The sequence below is a fragment of the Promicromonospora thailandica genome (genome assembly GCF_024171955.1).
GTDB lineage: Bacteria > Actinomycetota > Actinomycetes > Actinomycetales > Cellulomonadaceae > Promicromonospora > Promicromonospora thailandica.
The window spans coordinates 14,420-31,066 of the sequence record NZ_JAMTCS010000017.1; the positions used below are offsets into that span (position 1 = coordinate 14,420).

At 69.7% G+C, this 16,647-nt stretch carries 17 protein-coding genes and 3 tRNA genes; 6 read left to right on the forward strand and 14 right to left on the reverse strand.

The features are described 5' to 3' along the window. Window positions 1-74: 74 nt before the first annotated feature. Window positions 75-497, reverse strand: a complete 423-nt coding sequence (locus tag APR03_RS25480) for an ImmA/IrrE family metallo-endopeptidase (RefSeq protein WP_372494989.1) — start codon at window positions 495-497, stop codon at window positions 75-77. Window positions 498-643: 146 nt separating this feature from the next. Then, window positions 644-1,012, reverse strand: coding sequence for a helix-turn-helix domain-containing protein (locus APR03_RS23425; RefSeq protein ID WP_253839680.1), 369 nt, complete (start codon window positions 1,010-1,012; stop codon window positions 644-646). Between the two features lie 140 nt (window positions 1,013-1,152). On the opposite strand from APR03_RS23425, the gene APR03_RS23430 reads away from it, so the two are divergent. Together APR03_RS23430 and APR03_RS23435 are read left to right on the forward strand one after the other, a co-directional pair. After that, a complete protein-coding gene (locus APR03_RS23430) occupies window positions 1,153-1,320 on the forward strand; it encodes a hypothetical protein (RefSeq protein WP_253839681.1) in 168 nt (55 codons plus the stop codon). A gap of 354 nt (window positions 1,321-1,674) precedes the next feature. After that, window positions 1,675-1,887, forward strand: coding sequence for a helix-turn-helix domain-containing protein (locus tag APR03_RS23435; protein WP_253839682.1), 213 nt, complete (start codon window positions 1,675-1,677; stop codon window positions 1,885-1,887). A gap of 81 nt (window positions 1,888-1,968) precedes the next feature. On the opposite strand, the gene APR03_RS23440 is transcribed toward APR03_RS23435, so the two are convergent. From APR03_RS23440 to APR03_RS23455, 4 genes are all read right to left on the reverse strand, one after another. Continuing rightward, window positions 1,969-3,273, reverse strand: coding sequence for a tyrosine-type recombinase/integrase (locus APR03_RS23440; RefSeq protein ID WP_253839683.1), 1,305 nt, complete (start codon window positions 3,271-3,273; stop codon window positions 1,969-1,971). A gap of 182 nt (window positions 3,274-3,455) precedes the next feature. After that, the gene (gene lpdA, locus APR03_RS23445) at window positions 3,456-4,859 is read right to left on the reverse strand and encodes a dihydrolipoyl dehydrogenase (protein ID WP_253839685.1); all 1,404 of its coding nucleotides are present in this window, start codon (window positions 4,857-4,859) and stop codon (window positions 3,456-3,458) included. Between the two features lie 76 nt (window positions 4,860-4,935). After that, window positions 4,936-5,385 carry a ribonuclease HI gene (rnhA, locus tag APR03_RS23450; RefSeq protein ID WP_308216539.1) on the reverse strand — a complete coding sequence of 150 codons (450 nt, stop codon included), beginning with the start codon at window positions 5,383-5,385 and terminating at the stop codon, window positions 4,936-4,938. A 76-nt stretch (window positions 5,386-5,461) separates the two neighbouring features. Further along, entirely contained in the window at window positions 5,462-6,700 is a 1,239-nt protein-coding gene (locus APR03_RS23455) for an IS110 family RNA-guided transposase (protein ID WP_253839686.1), read from the reverse strand. A 300-nt stretch (window positions 6,701-7,000) separates the two neighbouring features. Between APR03_RS23455 and APR03_RS23460 the strand changes: the two genes are divergently transcribed. Then, window positions 7,001-7,855 carry an LLM class flavin-dependent oxidoreductase gene (locus tag APR03_RS23460; RefSeq protein WP_253839687.1) on the forward strand — a complete coding sequence of 285 codons (855 nt, stop codon included), beginning with the start codon at window positions 7,001-7,003 and terminating at the stop codon, window positions 7,853-7,855. Between the two features lie 77 nt (window positions 7,856-7,932). On the opposite strand, the gene leuD is transcribed toward APR03_RS23460, so the two are convergent. Both leuD and leuC read right to left on the reverse strand, forming a co-directional pair. Next, window positions 7,933-8,568: a 3-isopropylmalate dehydratase small subunit gene (gene leuD / locus APR03_RS23465; RefSeq protein WP_253839688.1), complete on the reverse strand. Its 636-nt coding sequence runs from the start codon at window positions 8,566-8,568 to the stop codon at window positions 7,933-7,935. 14 nt (window positions 8,569-8,582) lie between these two features. Beyond that, entirely contained in the window at window positions 8,583-10,097 is a 1,515-nt protein-coding gene (gene leuC, locus APR03_RS23470) for a 3-isopropylmalate dehydratase large subunit (RefSeq protein ID WP_253839690.1), read from the reverse strand. 77 nt (window positions 10,098-10,174) lie between these two features. On the opposite strand from leuC, the gene APR03_RS23475 reads away from it, so the two are divergent. The 3 genes from APR03_RS23475 (at window position 10,175) to APR03_RS25070 (ending at window position 12,560) form a co-directional block, all read left to right on the forward strand. Further along, entirely contained in the window at window positions 10,175-10,894 is a 720-nt protein-coding gene (locus APR03_RS23475; protein ID WP_026365378.1) for an IclR family transcriptional regulator, read from the forward strand. A 205-nt stretch (window positions 10,895-11,099) separates the two neighbouring features. Continuing rightward, window positions 11,100-11,270, forward strand: a complete 171-nt coding sequence (locus tag APR03_RS23480; protein ID WP_020013705.1) for a hypothetical protein — start codon at window positions 11,100-11,102, stop codon at window positions 11,268-11,270. A 48-nt stretch (window positions 11,271-11,318) separates the two neighbouring features. Continuing rightward, the gene (locus APR03_RS25070; protein WP_275977944.1) at window positions 11,319-12,560 is read left to right on the forward strand and encodes a PH domain-containing protein; all 1,242 of its coding nucleotides are present in this window, start codon (window positions 11,319-11,321) and stop codon (window positions 12,558-12,560) included. 294 nt (window positions 12,561-12,854) lie between these two features. Here the strand turns inward: APR03_RS25070 and APR03_RS23490 are convergent. The 6 genes from APR03_RS23490 to gltX all read right to left on the reverse strand — a co-directional run bounded on the left by APR03_RS23490 (window position 12,855) and on the right by gltX (window position 16,644). Then, a tRNA-Glu gene (locus APR03_RS23490) sits at window positions 12,855-12,930 on the reverse strand. Between the two features lie 37 nt (window positions 12,931-12,967). Next, window positions 12,968-13,040, reverse strand: a tRNA-Glu gene (locus tag APR03_RS23495). A 31-nt stretch (window positions 13,041-13,071) separates the two neighbouring features. Then, window positions 13,072-13,143, reverse strand: a tRNA-Gln gene (locus APR03_RS23500). Between the two features lie 117 nt (window positions 13,144-13,260). Next, on the reverse strand, window positions 13,261-14,043 hold the full coding sequence (locus APR03_RS23505) for an HAD family hydrolase (protein WP_253839691.1): 783 nt from the start codon (window positions 14,041-14,043) through the stop codon (window positions 13,261-13,263). Beyond that, window positions 14,040-15,149 (reverse strand): CPBP family intramembrane glutamic endopeptidase, encoded by a 1,110-nt coding sequence (locus APR03_RS23510; protein ID WP_253839692.1) that lies wholly within the window; start codon window positions 15,147-15,149, stop codon window positions 14,040-14,042. The genes APR03_RS23505 and APR03_RS23510 overlap by 4 nt, the downstream gene beginning before the upstream one ends. Before the next feature lie 64 nt (window positions 15,150-15,213). Further along, window positions 15,214-16,644: a glutamate--tRNA ligase gene (gene gltX / locus APR03_RS23515; RefSeq protein ID WP_253839693.1), complete on the reverse strand. Its 1,431-nt coding sequence runs from the start codon at window positions 16,642-16,644 to the stop codon at window positions 15,214-15,216. Between the last annotated feature and the right edge of the window lie 3 nt (window positions 16,645-16,647).

Genomic DNA, 16,647 nt, shown 5'->3' on the forward strand with positions numbered 1-16,647 from the left:
CGGGCATCGAGGACGCACGGACCTCTTCCATACGGTGGCACCCACCGACACGTGGGGTATTTGCGATTCCCGCCTTAGGAAGTACGGCCGTTCCGGCTACGCTTCGCGTGAGCCCTGCGAGCGATTTTTCGCGCGCCCGTGGCGTTCATTCGCCAACGCGCGAAACTCACGCTGACTCCAAACCGAGTGGCTACACTAGCATCACTGACATTGTCATACGCGAGGCGGAGAGCGGCCTCGGTCGGCAAGAGCAACTCACCGCTAAGTTCAGCAGCCTCGTCCTCGTGGTCCTTATTCATGACACGACAGCGACCAGCATCTGTAAGAGTGGCCGAGAACGGATGCTCCAGGACAACGTGCGAAATCTCATGGCTCGCAGTGGAGACGCGCCGTTCGGGAGCGTGCAAGTCATTCTCTACAATGAAGACACTGCCGTCAACACACGGAACCAGGGCTCCTGAAAAAACATCCGGCCTGCTCACCGCAAAGTGTTCCATCGCCTCGGGCGTGCACTCCGCCTCCGAAAGCTGGATCACGTCAACGCCGTAAAGATCAGCCAGTTCGTACGGGTCGAATCTATCATGAGCAGTAAGGTCAACTTCGCGGCGTAGTTCTAGAGCTAGCGCTTTCAGTTGCGCCTTATTCAATCTCGCTCTCCTCGTTTTGCCGATGCACGCCTCAGAGTTGCCTGAATAACTTCCTGAAGGTACTCGATATCTTCTTTATTGAGATCCTTCCGCGCTCGAAGCAATGGGGCGAGTTCGGCCATCAGTTCCGGCTGGCGAGCAGCCGCATGTTCATCCATCAGGAAGCGCTCCGCTGGGATACCCAACCATCGGACCAACGTCATAAAGCCCTCAGCATCGGGCTTATACCCATTGCGGAGCCGGGACAACAAGGATGGCGTTACACCAATCTCGCCAGCAAGTTGCCGCCAGGAGAGCGCTCTCTCGATCCGCACCTGATCGAGAGCGTCTTGGAGAGCAGGTGTGTTGATGCGCGTCTTGGCCATGCATCCTCCGATCAGAGTCAGAGGTCGTGATCTTACCACTGATGCACCGGTTTCGACCCACCGGTTGCATCTCGACACACAGCCTGCCTACTATCGGATCAGTGGTTCGATATCGGATCACAAGAGCCAAGGAGGAATCCATGCCCGTCCCCATCGGAACCACCGCACGTACCGGACAGACCTGCCCGGAGAGCGGCGTCTGGGAAGTCGTCACCGCCCCCTCGACGACGGCACCCATCGCAAAGGGGAACACCATGCCGCCGTACAACGGCGGTGCTGTCACCTGGAGGCTTATCCAGAAGGCCTGAACCCGTACACGCAGGACCGAGCACATTCGGAGCCTCCGAGAGCACTCAGCGCTATCGACCGTGATCCGGCCCGTACGGGCCGGATCACGGTCGATTTCGTTCAACCGGGCGACGGTCAGACCTCGATCCTGCACTGCATCGCCCGACCCAGGGTGCCTCGACGGCTGACCCGTTTACCGGTCTACGTCGGCCTACCAAGGCGCCAGTGCTGCCAACTCCAACATGAGATGCACACCCAACCCGGCCCCCACCCGAACAGAGGTGCTGCTACCCGACGACGAGTCCCCTCACGCAGGCAAAGCCGGGGGTTCCTTCTCACCTATTCCACAAAGCCGGAACTTGAGAGGAGCCATCATGCCGCGCACCAACCCGACGCCTGCGCACCCCACCCACCTGGTGCCGCTCTCCGCCGCCGCCGAGCACTTTCACGTGTCCGTCAAGACGCTGCGTCGCCGAATCGCAGATGGCACTATCGCGGGCTACCGAGTAGGCCGGCTCATCCGGGTCGACCTCGACGAACTTACACAGAACCTTGTGGTCGCGATCCCGACGTCACGTTCCGTGTGATCCCGGATCGATGGTGGCAGCGCGCACATTGCGACCACGGCGGCTGGACCTCCTCGCGAGGGAAGTCCAGCCACTCACGCATCAAGCAGCCCGGTCCTCGGACTTTGCACGCTCCATCTCCACCCGGATCTCTTCCCCTGCCGTCACACTCATCCGCGCCGCGAGCTCGATGTCGCGGGCGATCGTCGCCTTCTGGTACCGCAGCACCACCGTCACGTCGGAGTGCCCGCCACGCCGCATGAGCTCGGCGAGCGTTGCCCCTTCCTGCGCGATCCGGGTCAGCCCCGTGTGCCTGAGGTCATGGAACCGATATCCGTCCGGAAGTCCCGACACTGCGCCCCGAGCGGCCGCCCAGATGCCGTTCCAGCGCGACGCCGACAGGTACTGGTTACCCCGTACAGCACCCGGCACCACGGGCGCCATCCGTCCCCGCCCCACGTGCTCGTCAAGGTGCTCGCGCAACCGCTCGATCATGAGCGGAGGCACGGCCATGGACCGGCGCCCGCTGTCCGACTTCGGATCGGTGAGCTTGCCCGTGCTCCCGTTCTTCTGCCGTCGCACATGCAGGATCGCCGCGGTCCTGTCGCTGTTCCAGACGATGTCGTGCCGCTGCAGCCCCAGCACCTCCCCGCGCCGCAGCTGGCACCACGCAGCGAACAGCACGGCGATCCTCCAGGGCTGCGGCACGGCACCGTAGAGCAGGTCGACCTGAGTCGGCGTCGCGACGTCGTCCTCAGGAGTGTGCGCGTCGTCGTGCCGCACCGACTTTCGGGTCGGCGTCGGCACGTCCGGCATCTTCGCGAGCAGCCCATCACGCGCCGCCGCCCGCAGAATCATCTTCAACACGTCGACGGCGTCGCCCGCGATGCCGTTGTGCTTGGCGTCCTCCTTGAGCACCGACGGCATGGCGACGAGCTTGATCACGAGGGCACGCACCTGCTCAGTGTCGATCTCTCGCACCTTCACGTCCCCGAGCGGTGTCATGAGGTAGTTGCGCACCCGCCCTCGGTACGCGAGCACGGTGCCCGGCCGGCGGAGCTTGCCGCCCTTGCCGGGCTCGGTCGTAATGCGCTCCAGCCACCGCTCGGCGTACTCGCGGAAGGTCACGTCCCGCGCGGCTACGGCCTCAGCGGCGGCCCGACGCCGTCGGACAGCCTCGCCGGGCGGAAGCCACTCCCCTCGGCTGATCGCGGCGTGCACCCCGTTGAGCCACGCACGCGCGTCACCCTTGGTGAGAAAGGTCAGTGGCTTGTCGTCCTCGGTCCGCGCCGAGTACACCTTGTCGTCCGGACCCACATATCGTGCCTGCCAGCGCTTCGAGGGCAGCTTGCGCAGCCTGCCCCATGCCTCTCGCTTTTGCGGCCGTACCTCGGTCTTTGTGCCCATCGTCGGTTCCTTCCTGGTCGTGTCGGCGTGCCTCCTGCGTGCCTCTCAGGGAGGCAATTCGGGGCTCCTCACGTCCATAGGTGTCCACGACGCCCCAGGACGCAAAGAGGCCCGGATCCGCGGAATTCCGCAGATCCGGGCCTCTGACCAGGTTCGACTCCCGAGAAACCGGGAGACCGGTCTCAGAAGTTGATCATGTGCCCAGCAATCCCATGGATCGACTCCTGCAGCGCCTCCGACAGCGTCGGGTGGGTGTGCACGTTCCGCGCCATCTCGTCGGCCGTCAGATCCCACTTCTGCGCCAGCGTCAGCTCCGGCAGCAGCTCCGAGACGTCCGGCCCGATCATGTGCGCGCCCAGGATCTCGTTGTACTTGGCGTCCGCCACGAGCTTCACGAAGCCGGTCGGGTCGCCCAGGCCGTGCGCCTTGCCGTTGGCCATGAACGGGAAGGTGGCGACCTTGACGTCGTAGCCCTCGTCCTTGGCCTGCTGCTCGGTGAGGCCGAACGAGCCGATCTGCGGCGAGCAGAAGGTCGCGCGCGGCATCATGCGGTAGTCGCCCAGGGTCTGGGTCTCGGCCCCGCCGATGGTCTCGGCGGCGACGACGCCCTGCGCCTCCGCGACGTGCGCCAGCATGAGCTTGGCCGTGACGTCGCCGATGGCGTAGATGTGCGGCACGTTGGTGCGCATGTAGTCGTCGATGTCGATGGCGCCGCGGTCGGTGAGCTGCACGCCCGTGTTCTCGAGGCCGAAGCCGCTCACGTTGGGCGCGAAGCCGACGGCCATGAGCACCTTGTCGACCACGAGCTCGCCCGGCTTGTCGTCCTTGACGCCCTTGTAGGAGACGGTCACCGAGGAGCCGTCGTCCTTCACGGTCTGGACCGCGGTCGAGGTCAGCACCTTGATGCCGAGCTTCTTGTACTGCTTGGCGATCTCCTTGGAGACGTCCGCGTCCTCGTTCGGCAGGGCACGGTCGAGGAACTCGATGATCGTGACGTCCACGCCGTAGTTCTTCAGCACGTAGCCGAACTCCATGCCGATGGCGCCGGCGCCGACGATGGCGATCGACTTCGGCAGGTCGCGCGTGAGGATCTGCTTCTCGTAGGTGACCACGTTCTCCGACAGCTCGACGCCGGGCAGCAGGCGCACCTGCGAGCCGGTCGCGATGATCGCGTTGTCGAACGTCACGGTCTCGGTGCCGCCCTTGTTGAGGGCCACCTCGATCGTGTTCGCGTCGCGGAAGGTGCCGCGGCCGTCGTACTCGGTGATCTTGTTCTTCTTCATGAGGAAGTGCACGCCCTTGACGCGCCCGTCGGCCACGGTGCGCGACCGGTCGAAGGCCTTCCCGAAGTCGAACGTGACGTCCCCGGACATGCCGAAGAAGTCCTTCTGGTGGTTGAAGATGTGGGCCAGCTCCGCGTTGCGCAGGAGAGCCTTCGAGGGGATGCAGCCCACGTTCAGGCACACACCACCCCAGTACTTCTCCTCGATGATCGCGACGGACTTACCGAGCTGGGCAGCGCGGATGGCGGCGACGTAGCCACCGGGTCCCGCGCCGAGGAGAACGACGTCGTAGTGGGAAGCCATGGTCCAAGGGTATTAGGGCGCGCCAACCCCGGTGACGTGACGTCGGTCTCGTTGCGTGGACACGCGGGAACGCACGTCAACGCACGCTGTCGACGCCCTTGTTGGCCAGCGCGTCGGCCCGCTCGTTGCCCGGGTCGCCCGCGTGTCCCTTGACCCAGACCCAGCTCACCTGGTGCCGCGCCACCTCGGCGTCGAGCTCCTGCCAGAGGTCCACGTTCTTGACGGGCTGCTTGGACGCCGTCTTCCAGCCGTTGCGCTTCCAGCCGGCGATCCAGCTCTTCATGCCGTTCATGACGTACGACGAGTCGACGTGGATGATCACCGTGCTGGGCCGCGTGAGCGCGCGCAGCGCCTCGACGACGGCGGTCAGCTCCATGCGGTTGTTCGTGGTGACCTTCTCGCCGCCGAACAGCTCCTTCTCGTGCCCGCCGAACCGCAGCAGCGCACCCCAGCCGCCCAGCCCGGGGTTGCCCTTGCAGGCGCCGTCGGTCCACATCTCGACGGTGCCCTTGAGGGGTTCCGGCATGTCGCCGGTGCTGGCCTGCACGGTGCTGCTCTCGGTCACGGGCTCACCCTAACCGCGATGATGCTCCTATCCGCTGTCAAGCGGTCAGGAGCCAGTTGCGGTAGGCGGTGGCGAGGTCGTCGTTGCGGGTCTTGCCGAGCTCGAGGCGGGAGATGACGGCGGGCCAGACGCCGAAGTGGTCGGCGACGGTCTGCAGGGAGAGGCCCTTGCTGTGGCGTAGCGGCCGTAGGTCGTCGATCTCGGGGACGGGCTCGGGATGGACCAAGAGGTGCCAGACCTCGCGGGCGATGGCTCGTCGCAGGCACCGCAGGATGTCCTTGGTGCTCTTGCCGGTTGCTCGGAGTTTGGTCACGTAGGCCCGGGTGGTCGGGTCGTGGGACCAGCGCACCAGGGCGATCTGGTGCAGGGCGCAGTTGGCTTGCCGGTCTCCGCCGCGGTTGAGGCGGTGGCGGTTGGTGCGTCCGGAGGAGGCGGGGATGGGTGCGGTGCCGGTCAGCGCGGCGAACGCGGCCTCAGAACGCAGCCGTTCGGGGTTGTCGCCGGCGGTGACCAGGAGTGCTGCGCAGGTGACGGTCCCGAGGCCGTATGCGGCTGCCGGGGCTGGGGCGGTCTGCTTGTTCAGGATGTCGAGGTCGGTGTCGAGGTCGGTGATCTCGCCGGTCAGGTGCTGGTAGCGGCGGGCCAGGATGCGTAGGGAGCGGCTGACGGCCGCGTCGACGGACTCGGTCGCTGGTGCGGGTCGGATCGCGGCCAGGGTCTGGATGAGTGCTGGGTCCTTGAGCGGTTCGAACCGGTCTCGGAGGTGCTGGGGTGCGGTGACCAGCATGTTCTTGATCTGCTGGATCGCGGCGCTGCGGGCCTTGACCGCGCTGCGCCGCACGGCCAGCAGGTGGCGGATCTGCTCGACGCTCCCGTCCGCGCTCTTCGGAGTCGGTAGGTCGCCGGTCTCCAGGTCGGCCAGGACCTGCTGCGCGGCTGCGAACGCGTCGATCGGGTCGGACTTGCCCCGGCGGCGTTGGGCGCGCTTGGGCCGGATCACCTCGATGACCGGGACTCCGGCGGCGCGCAGCTGGCGGGTCAGGCCTGCGCCGTAGGAGTTGGTGCCCTCCACACCCACGACCCGGACGGTGCCGAACGAGGCGATGAACACGACCAGCTCGTCGTAACCGGCCGCCGTGGCCGGGACCTGCCGGTCGCCCAGGCGGACACCGCTGCGGCTCAGGACCGCGACGTGGTGGGTGTCTTTGTGGGTATCGACGCCGGCGATGATCTCGACGGTTGTCTCGGGGGTGATCTCGACAGGCGTGGCTGACATGATGAGTGGGTGCCTTCCGTTCGCGCGGAATCAGGGCACACCGGCCGGGGGCTGGGCAGACAAGACGTTGATGGGACGCGTTGACAGGCTCCTATGAAGTCATGCCCGCCCCCGGCCGACGCGCAACGGACGCGCCCCGGCCGACGAGCCGACAGATCAGCGCAAAGGCAACCCTCCGGGCACCAGTCAGTGGCAGGGTCAGACCCGCCGAACGAGGCACCTACATCATCAACGTCAGTGGTGCCGCGTAGCGTGGGGTGCAGACGTCGGACGAGAGCACCAGGCCAACGGAGGAACGGTATGAAGTTCGGTTTCATCAGCAGCTTCGGCACCATCGACGAGCACGTCGCGCTGGCCGGCGAGATCGAGGAGCACGGCTGGGACGGGTTCTTCACGTGGGACGCGGTCAGCATGGACGGCGAGTGGTCCATGCCGGTCTACGACCCGTTCGCGGTCCTGGCCGCGGTGGCGGCCCGCACCGAACGCCTCACGCTCGGCGCCATGGTGTTCGCGATACCGCGGCACCGGCCGTGGGAGCTCGCACAGCGCGCGCTCACGGTCGACCGACTCTCGGGCGGGCGGCTCGTGCTGCCCGTCGGGGTGGGCGTCGGCAACGACCGCGGCTTCACCTCGGTGCCGGGCCAGGCCACCGGCCTCAAGGAGCGCGCTCAGCAGCTCGACGAGGTCCTGGAGTGGCTGGAGCGCTCGTGGTCCGGCGAGGAGTTCGAGTTCACCGGCGAGCACATCACCACGGGCCCGTTCCGGTTCCCCGAGCGCCCGGTGAACGGCCACATCCCGGTGTGGCCCGTCGGCGTGTGGGACGCGGAGCGGCCTCCCGTGAAGAACCTGCGGCGCACGCTCCGCTGGGACGGTATCGTGCCGCAGCTGCGCGGCACGGCGGACGACCTCACGACGAAGGACATCGCCGGCCTCGTCGAGTGGCTCACCGCCCACCGCGAGGCCGACGACGACGGCCGCCCCTTCGAGGTCATCCTCCAGGGCAAGCTGTCGGCCGACCGGGGCGAGGCCGCCGAGCAGGCCGCTGCGATGGCCGAGGCGGGCGTCACGTGGTGGATCGAGTCCTGGTGGGACCCGTCCACGGACACGCCGGAGTCCCTGCGCCAGAAGGTGCGGACCGGCCCGCCCACGGTCTGAGCGCACGCGAGAGCGCCCGCCCGGCACCGGACCTCGAGGGTCCGGCGCCGGACGGGCGCCACGTGGGACGAGTCCGGTCAGACCGGCCGCGCCGCCTCGATCTCGACCGACGGCAGGTGCCGCGCCGGCAGCGTCTTGGGCCGCCAGGACGCACGGGTCTGCTCGAACGCGGTGATGTCGGCCTCGTTCTGCAGGGTGAGGCCGATGTCGTCGAGCCCCTCCATGAGGCGCCAGCGCGTGTAGTCGTCGATCTGGAAGGGCACGGTGACGTCGTCGGCCGTGGCGGTCTTGGCCTCCAGGTCGACGGTCACCTCGGTGCCCGGCTTGGTCTCCAGGATCTTCCAGAGGATCTCGATGTCCTCGGGCGAGACGATGCCCGTGACCAGGCCCTGCTTGCCCGAGTTGCCGCGGAAGATGTCGGCGAACCGGGAGGACAGCACCACGCGGAAGCCGTAGTCCTTGAGCGCCCAGACGGCGTGCTCACGCGAGGAGCCGGTGCCGAAGTCGGGGCCGGCCACCAGCACGGAGCCGGCGGAGTAGGCCTCCTGGTTGAGCACGAAGGACGGGTCGCCGCGCCAGGCGGCGAACAGCGCGTCCTCGAATCCGGTGCGCGTGACCCGCTTGAGGTACACGGCCGGGATGATCTGGTCGGTGTCGACGTTGCTGCGCCGCAGCGGCACGCCAACCCCGGTGTGGGTGGTGAACTTCTCCATGGTCAGCAGTCCTTTCAGCGCGCGACGGGCAGCGGCAGGTCGACGACGACGTTCTCGCCCAGCGGGGAGGCGCCCACGCCGTCGAGCGGCGAGCCGTCGAACGTGGTGATGTCGACGCCCTCGGGCAGGTCCAGGTCGCCCACGCTGGACAGCGTGCCCCGGATCGCCGTCGCGGCGGCGACCAGCGGCGAGACCAGGTGCGTGCGACCGCCCTTGCCCTGCCGGCCCTCGAAGTTGCGGTTCGACGTGGACGCCGACCGCTCCCCCGGCGCGAGCTGGTCGGGGTTCATGCCCAGACACATCGAGCACCCGGCGTTGCGCCACTCGGCGCCGAACTCCTTGAAGATCACGTCGAGGCCCTCGGCCTCGGCCTGCAGCCGCACCCGGGCCGACGACGGCACCACGAGCACCCGCACGTCCTGCGCCTTCTCGCGGCCCTTGACCACCTTGGCGACCGACCGGAGGTCCTCGATGCGGCCGTTCGTGCACGAGCCGATGAACACCGTGTCGACCTTGATGTCGCGCAGTGGCGTGCCGGCGTCCAGGCCCATGTACTCCAGGGCCCGCTCGGCGGCGACGCGCTCGGACTCGTCCGAGATCTCGGCGGGCACCGGCACGGCCGCCGAGAGCGGCAGGCCCTGGCCGGGGTTGGTGCCCCAGGTGACGAACGGCTCCAGGTCGGCGGCCTCCAGCACCACCTCGGCGTCGAACTGCGCGTCGTCGTCCGACCGCAGGGTCTTCCAGTACTCGACCGCCTCGTCCCAGTCCGCGCCCTCGGGCGCGTGCGGGCGGCCCTTGAGGTACTCGAACGTGGTCTCGTCCGGCGCGATCATGCCCGCGCGGGCACCGGCCTCGATCGACATGTTGCAGATGGTCATCCGGGCTTCCATCGACAGGTTCCGGATGGCCTCGCCGCGGTACTCGAGCACGTAGCCCTGGCCGCCGCCGGTGCCGATCTTGGCGATGATCGCGAGGATGATGTCCTTCGACGTCGTGCCCGCGGGCAGCGTGCCGTTGACCGTGATCGCCATAGTCTTGAACGGCGCGAGCGGCAGCGTCTGCGTGGCGAGCACGTGCTCCACCTCGGACGTGCCGATGCCGAACGCCAGCGCGCCGAACGCGCCGTGCGTGGACGTGTGCGAGTCGCCGCAGACCACGGTCAGGCCCGGCATGGTCAGGCCGAGCTGCGGGCCCACCTGGTGCACGATGCCCTGGTCGGCGTCGCCGAGGCTGTGCAGCCGCACGCCGAACTCCCGGGCGTTGGCGCGCAGCGTCTCGATCTGCGTGCGGCTCGTCGCGTCAGCGATCGGCCGGTCGATGTCGAGCGTGGGGGTGTTGTGGTCCTCGGTGGCGATCGTGAGGTCGGGACGACGCACCTGACGCCCGGCGAGGCGCAGCCCCTCGAACGCCTGCGGGCTCGTGACCTCGTGCACGAGGTGCAGGTCGATGTAGAGAAGATCGGGCGAGCCGTCCTTGCCTCGACGCACGAGGTGCGCTTCCCAGACCTTCTCTGCCAGCGTGCCGGCCATTGCGGTTCGCCTCCCTGTAAGAAACAACTTCGGGCCTCGACTTGCAATCTCACGTTCCGAGACGGCAATATCGCGGTATGGACGATACTAGCGGAGTCGGCGTCTTGGACAAGGCGGCGTCCGTCCTCGGGGCACTCGAGGCCGGTCCGGCCACCCTGGCGCAGCTCGTCTCCTCCACCGGTCTGGCTCGCCCGACGGCCCACCGCCTCGCGGTAGCCCTCGAGCATCACCGCCTGGTGGCGCGAGACATGCAGGGCCGTTTCGTGCTGGGTCCGCGCCTCAACGAGCTGGCCACGGCCGCCGGTGAGGACCGCCTCCTGGCGGCTGCGAACCCCGTGCTCATCGCGCTGCGGGACCACACGGGCGAGAGCGCACAGCTCTACCGCCGGCAGGGCGACCACCGCGTGTGCGTCGCCGCCGCCGAGCGCCCGGTGGGCCTGCGCGACTCCATCCCCGTGGGGGCCACGCTCAGCATGAGCGCGGGCTCCGCGGCGCACGTCCTGCTCGCCTGGGAGGAGCCGGACCGGCTGCATCGCGGGCTGCGCGACGCGACCTTCACGGCCACGATCCTGTCCGGCGTCCGACGCCGCGGCTGGGCCCAGTCCGTCTCGGAACGTGAGCTGGGCGTGGCGTCCGTCTCGGCGCCCGTGCGCGGTCCGTCGGGCCGTGTCGTGGCCGCCGTCAGCGTCTCCGGACCCGTCGAGCGCCTCTCCCGGCAGCCCGGCCGGCTGCACTCGGCCGCCGTCGTCGCGGCCGCGAACAAGCTCACCGAGGTGCTGCACCGCTCCGGCGAGTGACCCCCGCGGCATCGGCGGGCCGAGAGGCCGCAGGCGCCGCTGCTGTGCGCACGACGTGTGCGCGCCGTGAGCGGTCCGTGAGCGTTGGCCCGCCACGCCGGGGCTGGTGATTCCCCAGGTCCGGGTGACGTCAGTAGTGTCACCCGGGACGTGTGCACGCCGGGTGCGCACGCGCCTACGTCGGAGGATTCTGATGCCGCCTAAGGTGAGACTCATCATCATCTGGGTCGTGGTGATCTTCTTGCTCTACTCGGTCATCAACGACCCCGAGCGTTCCGCCGACGTCGTGCTTGCCCTGTGGGACGTCATCTGGGGAGCCATCGCCAACATCGGCACCTTCTTCGAGGAGCTCTTCACCGGGTCCATCGGCCGGTGACCGCATAGGGTCGGCGACGAGCATCCGACCACACCCCCGGGAGGCCGCATGAGCGTTGCAGCGGACTTCGTCCCGAACCGCGCCCTGCGGCGGTACATCCTCGCGGACGAACGGGTGATCGTCGCCACCCACCGGCACTGGGCCAAGCTCTGGGAGCCGATCCTCACGACCTCCGGAGCGTTCATCCTCGCGCTCGCGCTCCTGGTGGCCGTGGACCCCGGCGTCCGGGACAGCCTGGGCTGGGTCTGGCTGCCGTTCCTGGTGCTGGGCGCGCGCCTGCTCTACAAGTGGCTGGGCTGGCGGGCCGAGTGGTTCGTCATGACCGACCGGCGCCTGCTCCTGCTCGACGGGTTCCTGGTGCACCGCGTGGCGATGATGCCCTCGGAGAAGGTCACCGACCTCGGCTACGAACGCACTCCCCTGGGCCAGGTGCTCGGTTACGGAACCTTCATCTTCGAGACGGCTGGGCAGGACCAGGCCCTCGACCGCGTCACCTGGGTACCCCGCCCCGACGCCCGCTACCGCCTCATCATCGCCACCCTCTTCCACCCGGACGCCACCGACGCCGAGGTCGCCGCGCAGGCAGGCACGGACAACCGCCCCGTCGTGATCCAGCCGTCGGAGCCCGCCGCCGCGGTGACGCCCCCGCCCGCGCTCATGCCGCGGATCGGACGTCGCAGCAACCCGCCCACGCAGCGCATCGAGCTGCCGGTGGTGCGCGGCGAGGGCAGCCTCACGGGCGACGCCCCGGGCATGACCTCGGACGCCGAGCGCCCCCTCCCCTCCGGCCGCCCCACGGGCGCGGCACCGGGCTGGACGGGCAACGTCCTGGCGGACGGCGGCGCCCCGGCCGGGAGCACGGCCGGCGGTCCGGCGGGCGCCGGCACGGCGGGCGGCAGCTCGGCGGGCGCCCCGGGCCCCCGCACCCCGGGCACGACGGCGGACGGCGGCCCGGGCTGGTCCTCGACCGGCGCTGCGGGCCCGGCAGCAGGCAACCCCGCAACGGGCCCGGCGGTCGGCGGCGCTGCAGGCGCTGCGTCCGGTGGCGCTGCGGCCGGCGGCGGGGCGCCCGGCGGCTCGACATACGGCGGGGTGCCCGGCGCCGGGACGTCCGGCGCCGGGACGTCCGGCGGCTCGAGGTCCGGCGGCCTGGCCCCGACGCCCGGCACGGCACGGCGCCCTCGCCCCGGCGACGCCGGACACGTCCCGGGCGGCCCCACCGCCTCGGGAGACGACGAGGGCCTGTTGCCCAAGCCGTTCCTCGAGGGCGGCGACCCCAAGATCCGCTGAGCCAGGCCCGCGGGAAGACGGTTGCTCCCGAGCGTGTGTTGCTCTGAGTAGACCGTGTCGACACAGAGCAACACACCCGCGCACAACTGTCTCTCCCCGGACCGCCGCACCGCCCGCCGGGCCGGCCGGGACCGTCACCGCGAGTCCCCTCACGCCGAGGTCGGCTCGTTGTGGCGAGGTCGGTCCAGGCCTGTGCCGACCTCGCCACAACGAGCCGACCTCGCGACGAAGAGCCGACCCGCCACCATTCAGGCAACAGGAAAGGCCCGGTCCGCGTGAGACCGGGCCTTTCCGTGGTACCCCCAGCGGGATTTGAACCCGCGTTACCGCCGTGAGAGGGCGGCGTCCTAGGCCGCTAGACGATGGGGGCCTGAACTGATCCGCCGGCCGGAACCGGAAGACCTGCGTACCCCCAGCGGGATTTGAACCCGCGTTACCGCCGTGAGAGGGCGGCGTCCTAGGCCGCTAGACGATGGGGGCCTGAACTGTTGCTGCGTTACTGCGACGTGCGCTGGGGTACCAGGACTCGAACCTAGACTAAGTGGACCAGAACCACTCGTGCTGCCAATTACACCATACCCCATGGGGGTAACAGCCTCGGGATGCACCTGTCTCCGACAGGCATTCCGTGGAGGCCTTACCGCTGGAGAACATTACCTGACCTCGGACGGTGCGCAAAACCGGATTGGGGTGCCGTCCGTCACCTGCGCGCCGCCGGGCCGTAGCCCAGCGCGGCCGGGAGCTCGGCGAGCGTCTCGATGACCAGCACACCCGCGGCGCGGAGGGCATCGGGGTCCTGCGGGTCGGGGCGTGTGCCGTCAGGTCCGGCGGGGCCGCCGTAGCCCGGCCCTCGCCGGTGACCGGCCCGGTCGAGCCAGACACCCGTCAGCCCCGCCTCGTGGGCCGCCAGCGCGTCCACGGACGGCTCGTCGCCTACGTAGGCGCTCCGTGCCGGGTCGGTGCCCAGCAGCCGTGCACCCTCGAGGAACACCCGGGGGTCGGGCTTGCCGAAGCCCAGCGTGTCCACGCCCACGAGCACCGGCAGGTCGGCCAGACCGGCGAGCTTCAGCTTGCGCTCCTGCAGCTCGGCCGCGGCGTTCGTCACCACGCCCACGCGCATACCGGCGGCCAGGGCGGCGTCGACGGCGGCGCGGGCATCGTCGTGCGCCGTCCACGACTTCTCGAACGTGCCCCAGAACAGGGCGTCCCACGCCTCGAAGTCGGTCACGGGCGGGCCGTCGAACGTCTCGTGCAGCAGCACGGCGCGGTGCCGCCGCTGCGTGTCGTGGTCCATCTCGCCGCTGGTGTAGCGGCGGTAGTAGCCACCCGGGTCGGTGCGCCAGTGCGCCAGGATCTCCTGGCCGCGCTCCGGCGGCACGTGCGGCAGGTACGCGGCCCGGATGGCCTCCAGGGCCACCGCGAAGGCGCCCTTGGTGTCGACGAGGGTGTCGTCGACGTCGAACAGGATGCCGTCCGTGGTCATGCCGTCGCTCCGTTCGCCGCACCCGCCGGGACCGCCGTCGGCCCCGGGTCCTCCACCACCACGGCGGGCCGCTGCCGCCGACCCCACCACAGCAGCACCGCCGCCGTCACGAGCGTGGTCGTGATGCTCGCCGCGCCCTCCGCGGGCGCGACCTCCGTGATCAACAGCGAGTCCGCGAGCCCGTCGTAGGCGATGGCGAGCCCGAACGCGACCAGGTTGTTCGCCACGTGCAGCGCCACAGCGAGCTCGAGTCCGCCCGTACGCCACACGAGCAGGCTCGCCACCAGGCCGAACACGAGCCGGTCGGCGAACAGCCACGGGCTCTGCGCACCGTGCGCCATCGCGAACAGCAGCGCCGTCACCACCGCCGGCACGATCACGGCGAGCCACCGCCACCGCAGCAGGCTGCCCAGCCACTGCGAGGCCCAGCCCCGGAAGAAGTACTCCTCGCCGGCGGCCTGCAGCGGCGTCGTCAGCAGGATCACCACGGACAGGGCCAGCCAGCCGGCGGCAGGGGTGAGCGGCCAGAGGCCGCCGTCGTCGGCCGCTGCGGGATCGGCCGGGACCAGCGGCGAGACCAGCAGGCTGGAGGCCACCGTGAGCGGCAGCAGGAGCAGCAGCGACAGCCCGAGGCCACCGAGCACCAGCCGCCAGCGCACACGGCCCAGCACCGACGACACCAGGCCGGGGCGGCCGGCCTGCGCCCACGTCGCCACGAGGGCGACCGGGATGCCGACCGCCAGCCCGAGATTGGTCACGAGCATGCCCGCGGGCGAGACGAGGAAGGCGTCCGTGGTCGGGTCGGGCAGGTCCACGCCGAGCAGCTGCGCGACGACGAACCCCAGCGTGAGCAGCAGGATCGACCCCGCCACGACGACCAGCGCCCCCACGAGGGTGCCCAGCCCGACCAGCGGCCGCCACCACCGGTGCCGCGGGCCGCGCAGGGCCTGCGGGTACTCACGCGGCCCGACGACGGGCGCCGGCTCCGCGAACCACCCGGCAGCGGGGCCCGACGACGGCGACTGCGACCGTCCCGGCGCCGCCGGGACGGTCGCTGGCGGCTCGGTCGGGGGCGGAACGGCGTCAGGTGTCATGGCGTCGGTCACGCCTCACACGCTACAACGTCGGTGAACTGGCCCTTCGGGCCTGCCCGCCCCCGGCCGGCCGGGGTCACTCCGCGGCGAGCCGGGCGAGCGCCGCGTCCACGCGAGCGAGCGTGCGCTCGCGGCCCAGCACCTCGAGCGACTCGAACAGCGGCAGGCCGATCCGGCGCCCGGTCACCGCGACCCGTACCGGGGCCTGCGCCTTGCCGAGCTTCATGCCGTGCTGCTCGCCCACCGTGGTGACGGTGTCCTTGAGCGTCTCGGCGTCCCAGGCCGCGTCGGCGAGCGCCGCGCGCACGTCGGTGAGCAGCTCGGCGGCGCCGGCCTTCATGGCCTTGTTCCAGGAGTCCTCGTCGACGATCGGCTCGTCGAGGAAGAGGAAGTCGACGTTGTCGGTGATCTCGGACAGCAGGGCCACGCGGGTGTGCGCGAGCGGTGCGACGGCGTCGAACACCTTCTGGTCGAACTGCTCCGGCGTCCAGGGCGCGGCCGGAGCCTGGAGCCACGGGGCGCAGGCGGCGGCGAAGTCCTCGACGCTCAGGGCGCGGATGTACTCGCCGTTGAAGGCGGTGAGCTTCTTGATGTCGAAGAACGCGGACGACGAGTTGATGTCCTCGACGCGGAACCGGCGCACGAGCTCGTCGAACGGGAGGATCTCCTCGTCGTTGCCGGGCGCCCAGCCGAGCAGCATGAGGTAGTTGACCATGGCGTCGGGCAGGATGCCCTCGGCGAGGTAGTCCTCCAGCGCGACCTTGTCGCGGCGCTTGGAGAGCTTCTGCCGCTTCTCGTTGACGATCACCGGCATGTGCGCCCACTGCGGGGGCGTCTTGCCCAGGGCCTCCCAGAGCAGCTGCTGCTTGGGGGTGTTGGGCAGGTGCTCCTCGGCGCGCATGACGAGGGTGATGTTCTCGTCGATGTCGTCCACCACGTTGGCCAGCAGGAACACGGGCGAGCCGTTGCCGCGCGCGATGACGAAGTCCTCGAGGTTGGCGTTGGGGAACGTCGGGTTGCCGCGGATGAGGTCGACCACCTGGGTCTCGCCCTCGTCGGGCGTGCGGAAGCGCAGCGCGCGGCCCTCGGCGTACTCGAGCCCGCGGTCGCGGCAGAAGCCGTCGTAGCCGGTCTGCTGGCTGCCGGTGCGGGCGATGACGTCGTCGCGCGTGCAGTCGCAGTAGTACGCCTTGCCCTCGGCGTACAGGCGCTGGGCTGCCTCCTTCTGGATGCCGGCGTTCTCGGACTGGAAGTACGGGCCCTCGAAGGCCGGGTCGTCCTTGGTGATCCCCAGGGACTCCATGGCCGACAGGATGCCGTCCACCCACTCGGGCTGGTTGCGCGAGGCGTCGGTGTCCTCGATGCGCAGCACGAACGTGCCGCCCTGCTGCTTCGCCACGGCCCAGTTGAACAGGGCGGAGCGGGCGCCGCCCACGTGGAACATGCCGGTCGGGGACGGCGCGAAGCGGACACGGATCGGGGAGCTACCGGGAGCGGGAGATGTCACGCC

Coding starts and splice junctions, on each gene's coding strand:
- APR03_RS25480 (WP_372494989.1), bottom strand. CDS start 497: ATGGAACACTTTGCGGTGAGCAGGCCGGATGTTTTTTCAGGAGCCCTG.
- APR03_RS23425 (WP_253839680.1), bottom strand. CDS start 1,012: ATGGCCAAGACGCGCATCAACACACCTGCTCTCCAAGACGCTCTCGAT.
- APR03_RS23430 (WP_253839681.1), top strand. CDS start 1,153: ATGCCCGTCCCCATCGGAACCACCGCACGTACCGGACAGACCTGCCCG.
- APR03_RS23435 (WP_253839682.1), top strand. CDS start 1,675: ATGCCGCGCACCAACCCGACGCCTGCGCACCCCACCCACCTGGTGCCG.
- APR03_RS23440 (WP_253839683.1), bottom strand. CDS start 3,273: ATGGGCACAAAGACCGAGGTACGGCCGCAAAAGCGAGAGGCATGGGGC.
- lpdA (WP_253839685.1), bottom strand. CDS start 4,859: ATGGCTTCCCACTACGACGTCGTTCTCCTCGGCGCGGGACCCGGTGGC.
- rnhA (WP_308216539.1), bottom strand. CDS start 5,385: ATGCCGGAACCCCTCAAGGGCACCGTCGAGATGTGGACCGACGGCGCC.
- APR03_RS23455 (WP_253839686.1), bottom strand. CDS start 6,700: ATGTCAGCCACGCCTGTCGAGATCACCCCCGAGACAACCGTCGAGATC.
- APR03_RS23460 (WP_253839687.1), top strand. CDS start 7,001: ATGAAGTTCGGTTTCATCAGCAGCTTCGGCACCATCGACGAGCACGTC.
- leuD (WP_253839688.1), bottom strand. CDS start 8,568: ATGGAGAAGTTCACCACCCACACCGGGGTTGGCGTGCCGCTGCGGCGC.
- leuC (WP_253839690.1), bottom strand. CDS start 10,097: ATGGCCGGCACGCTGGCAGAGAAGGTCTGGGAAGCGCACCTCGTGCGT.
- APR03_RS23475 (WP_026365378.1), top strand. CDS start 10,175: ATGGACGATACTAGCGGAGTCGGCGTCTTGGACAAGGCGGCGTCCGTC.
- APR03_RS25070 (WP_275977944.1), top strand. CDS start 11,319: ATGAGCGTTGCAGCGGACTTCGTCCCGAACCGCGCCCTGCGGCGGTAC.
- APR03_RS23505 (WP_253839691.1), bottom strand. CDS start 14,043: ATGACCACGGACGGCATCCTGTTCGACGTCGACGACACCCTCGTCGAC.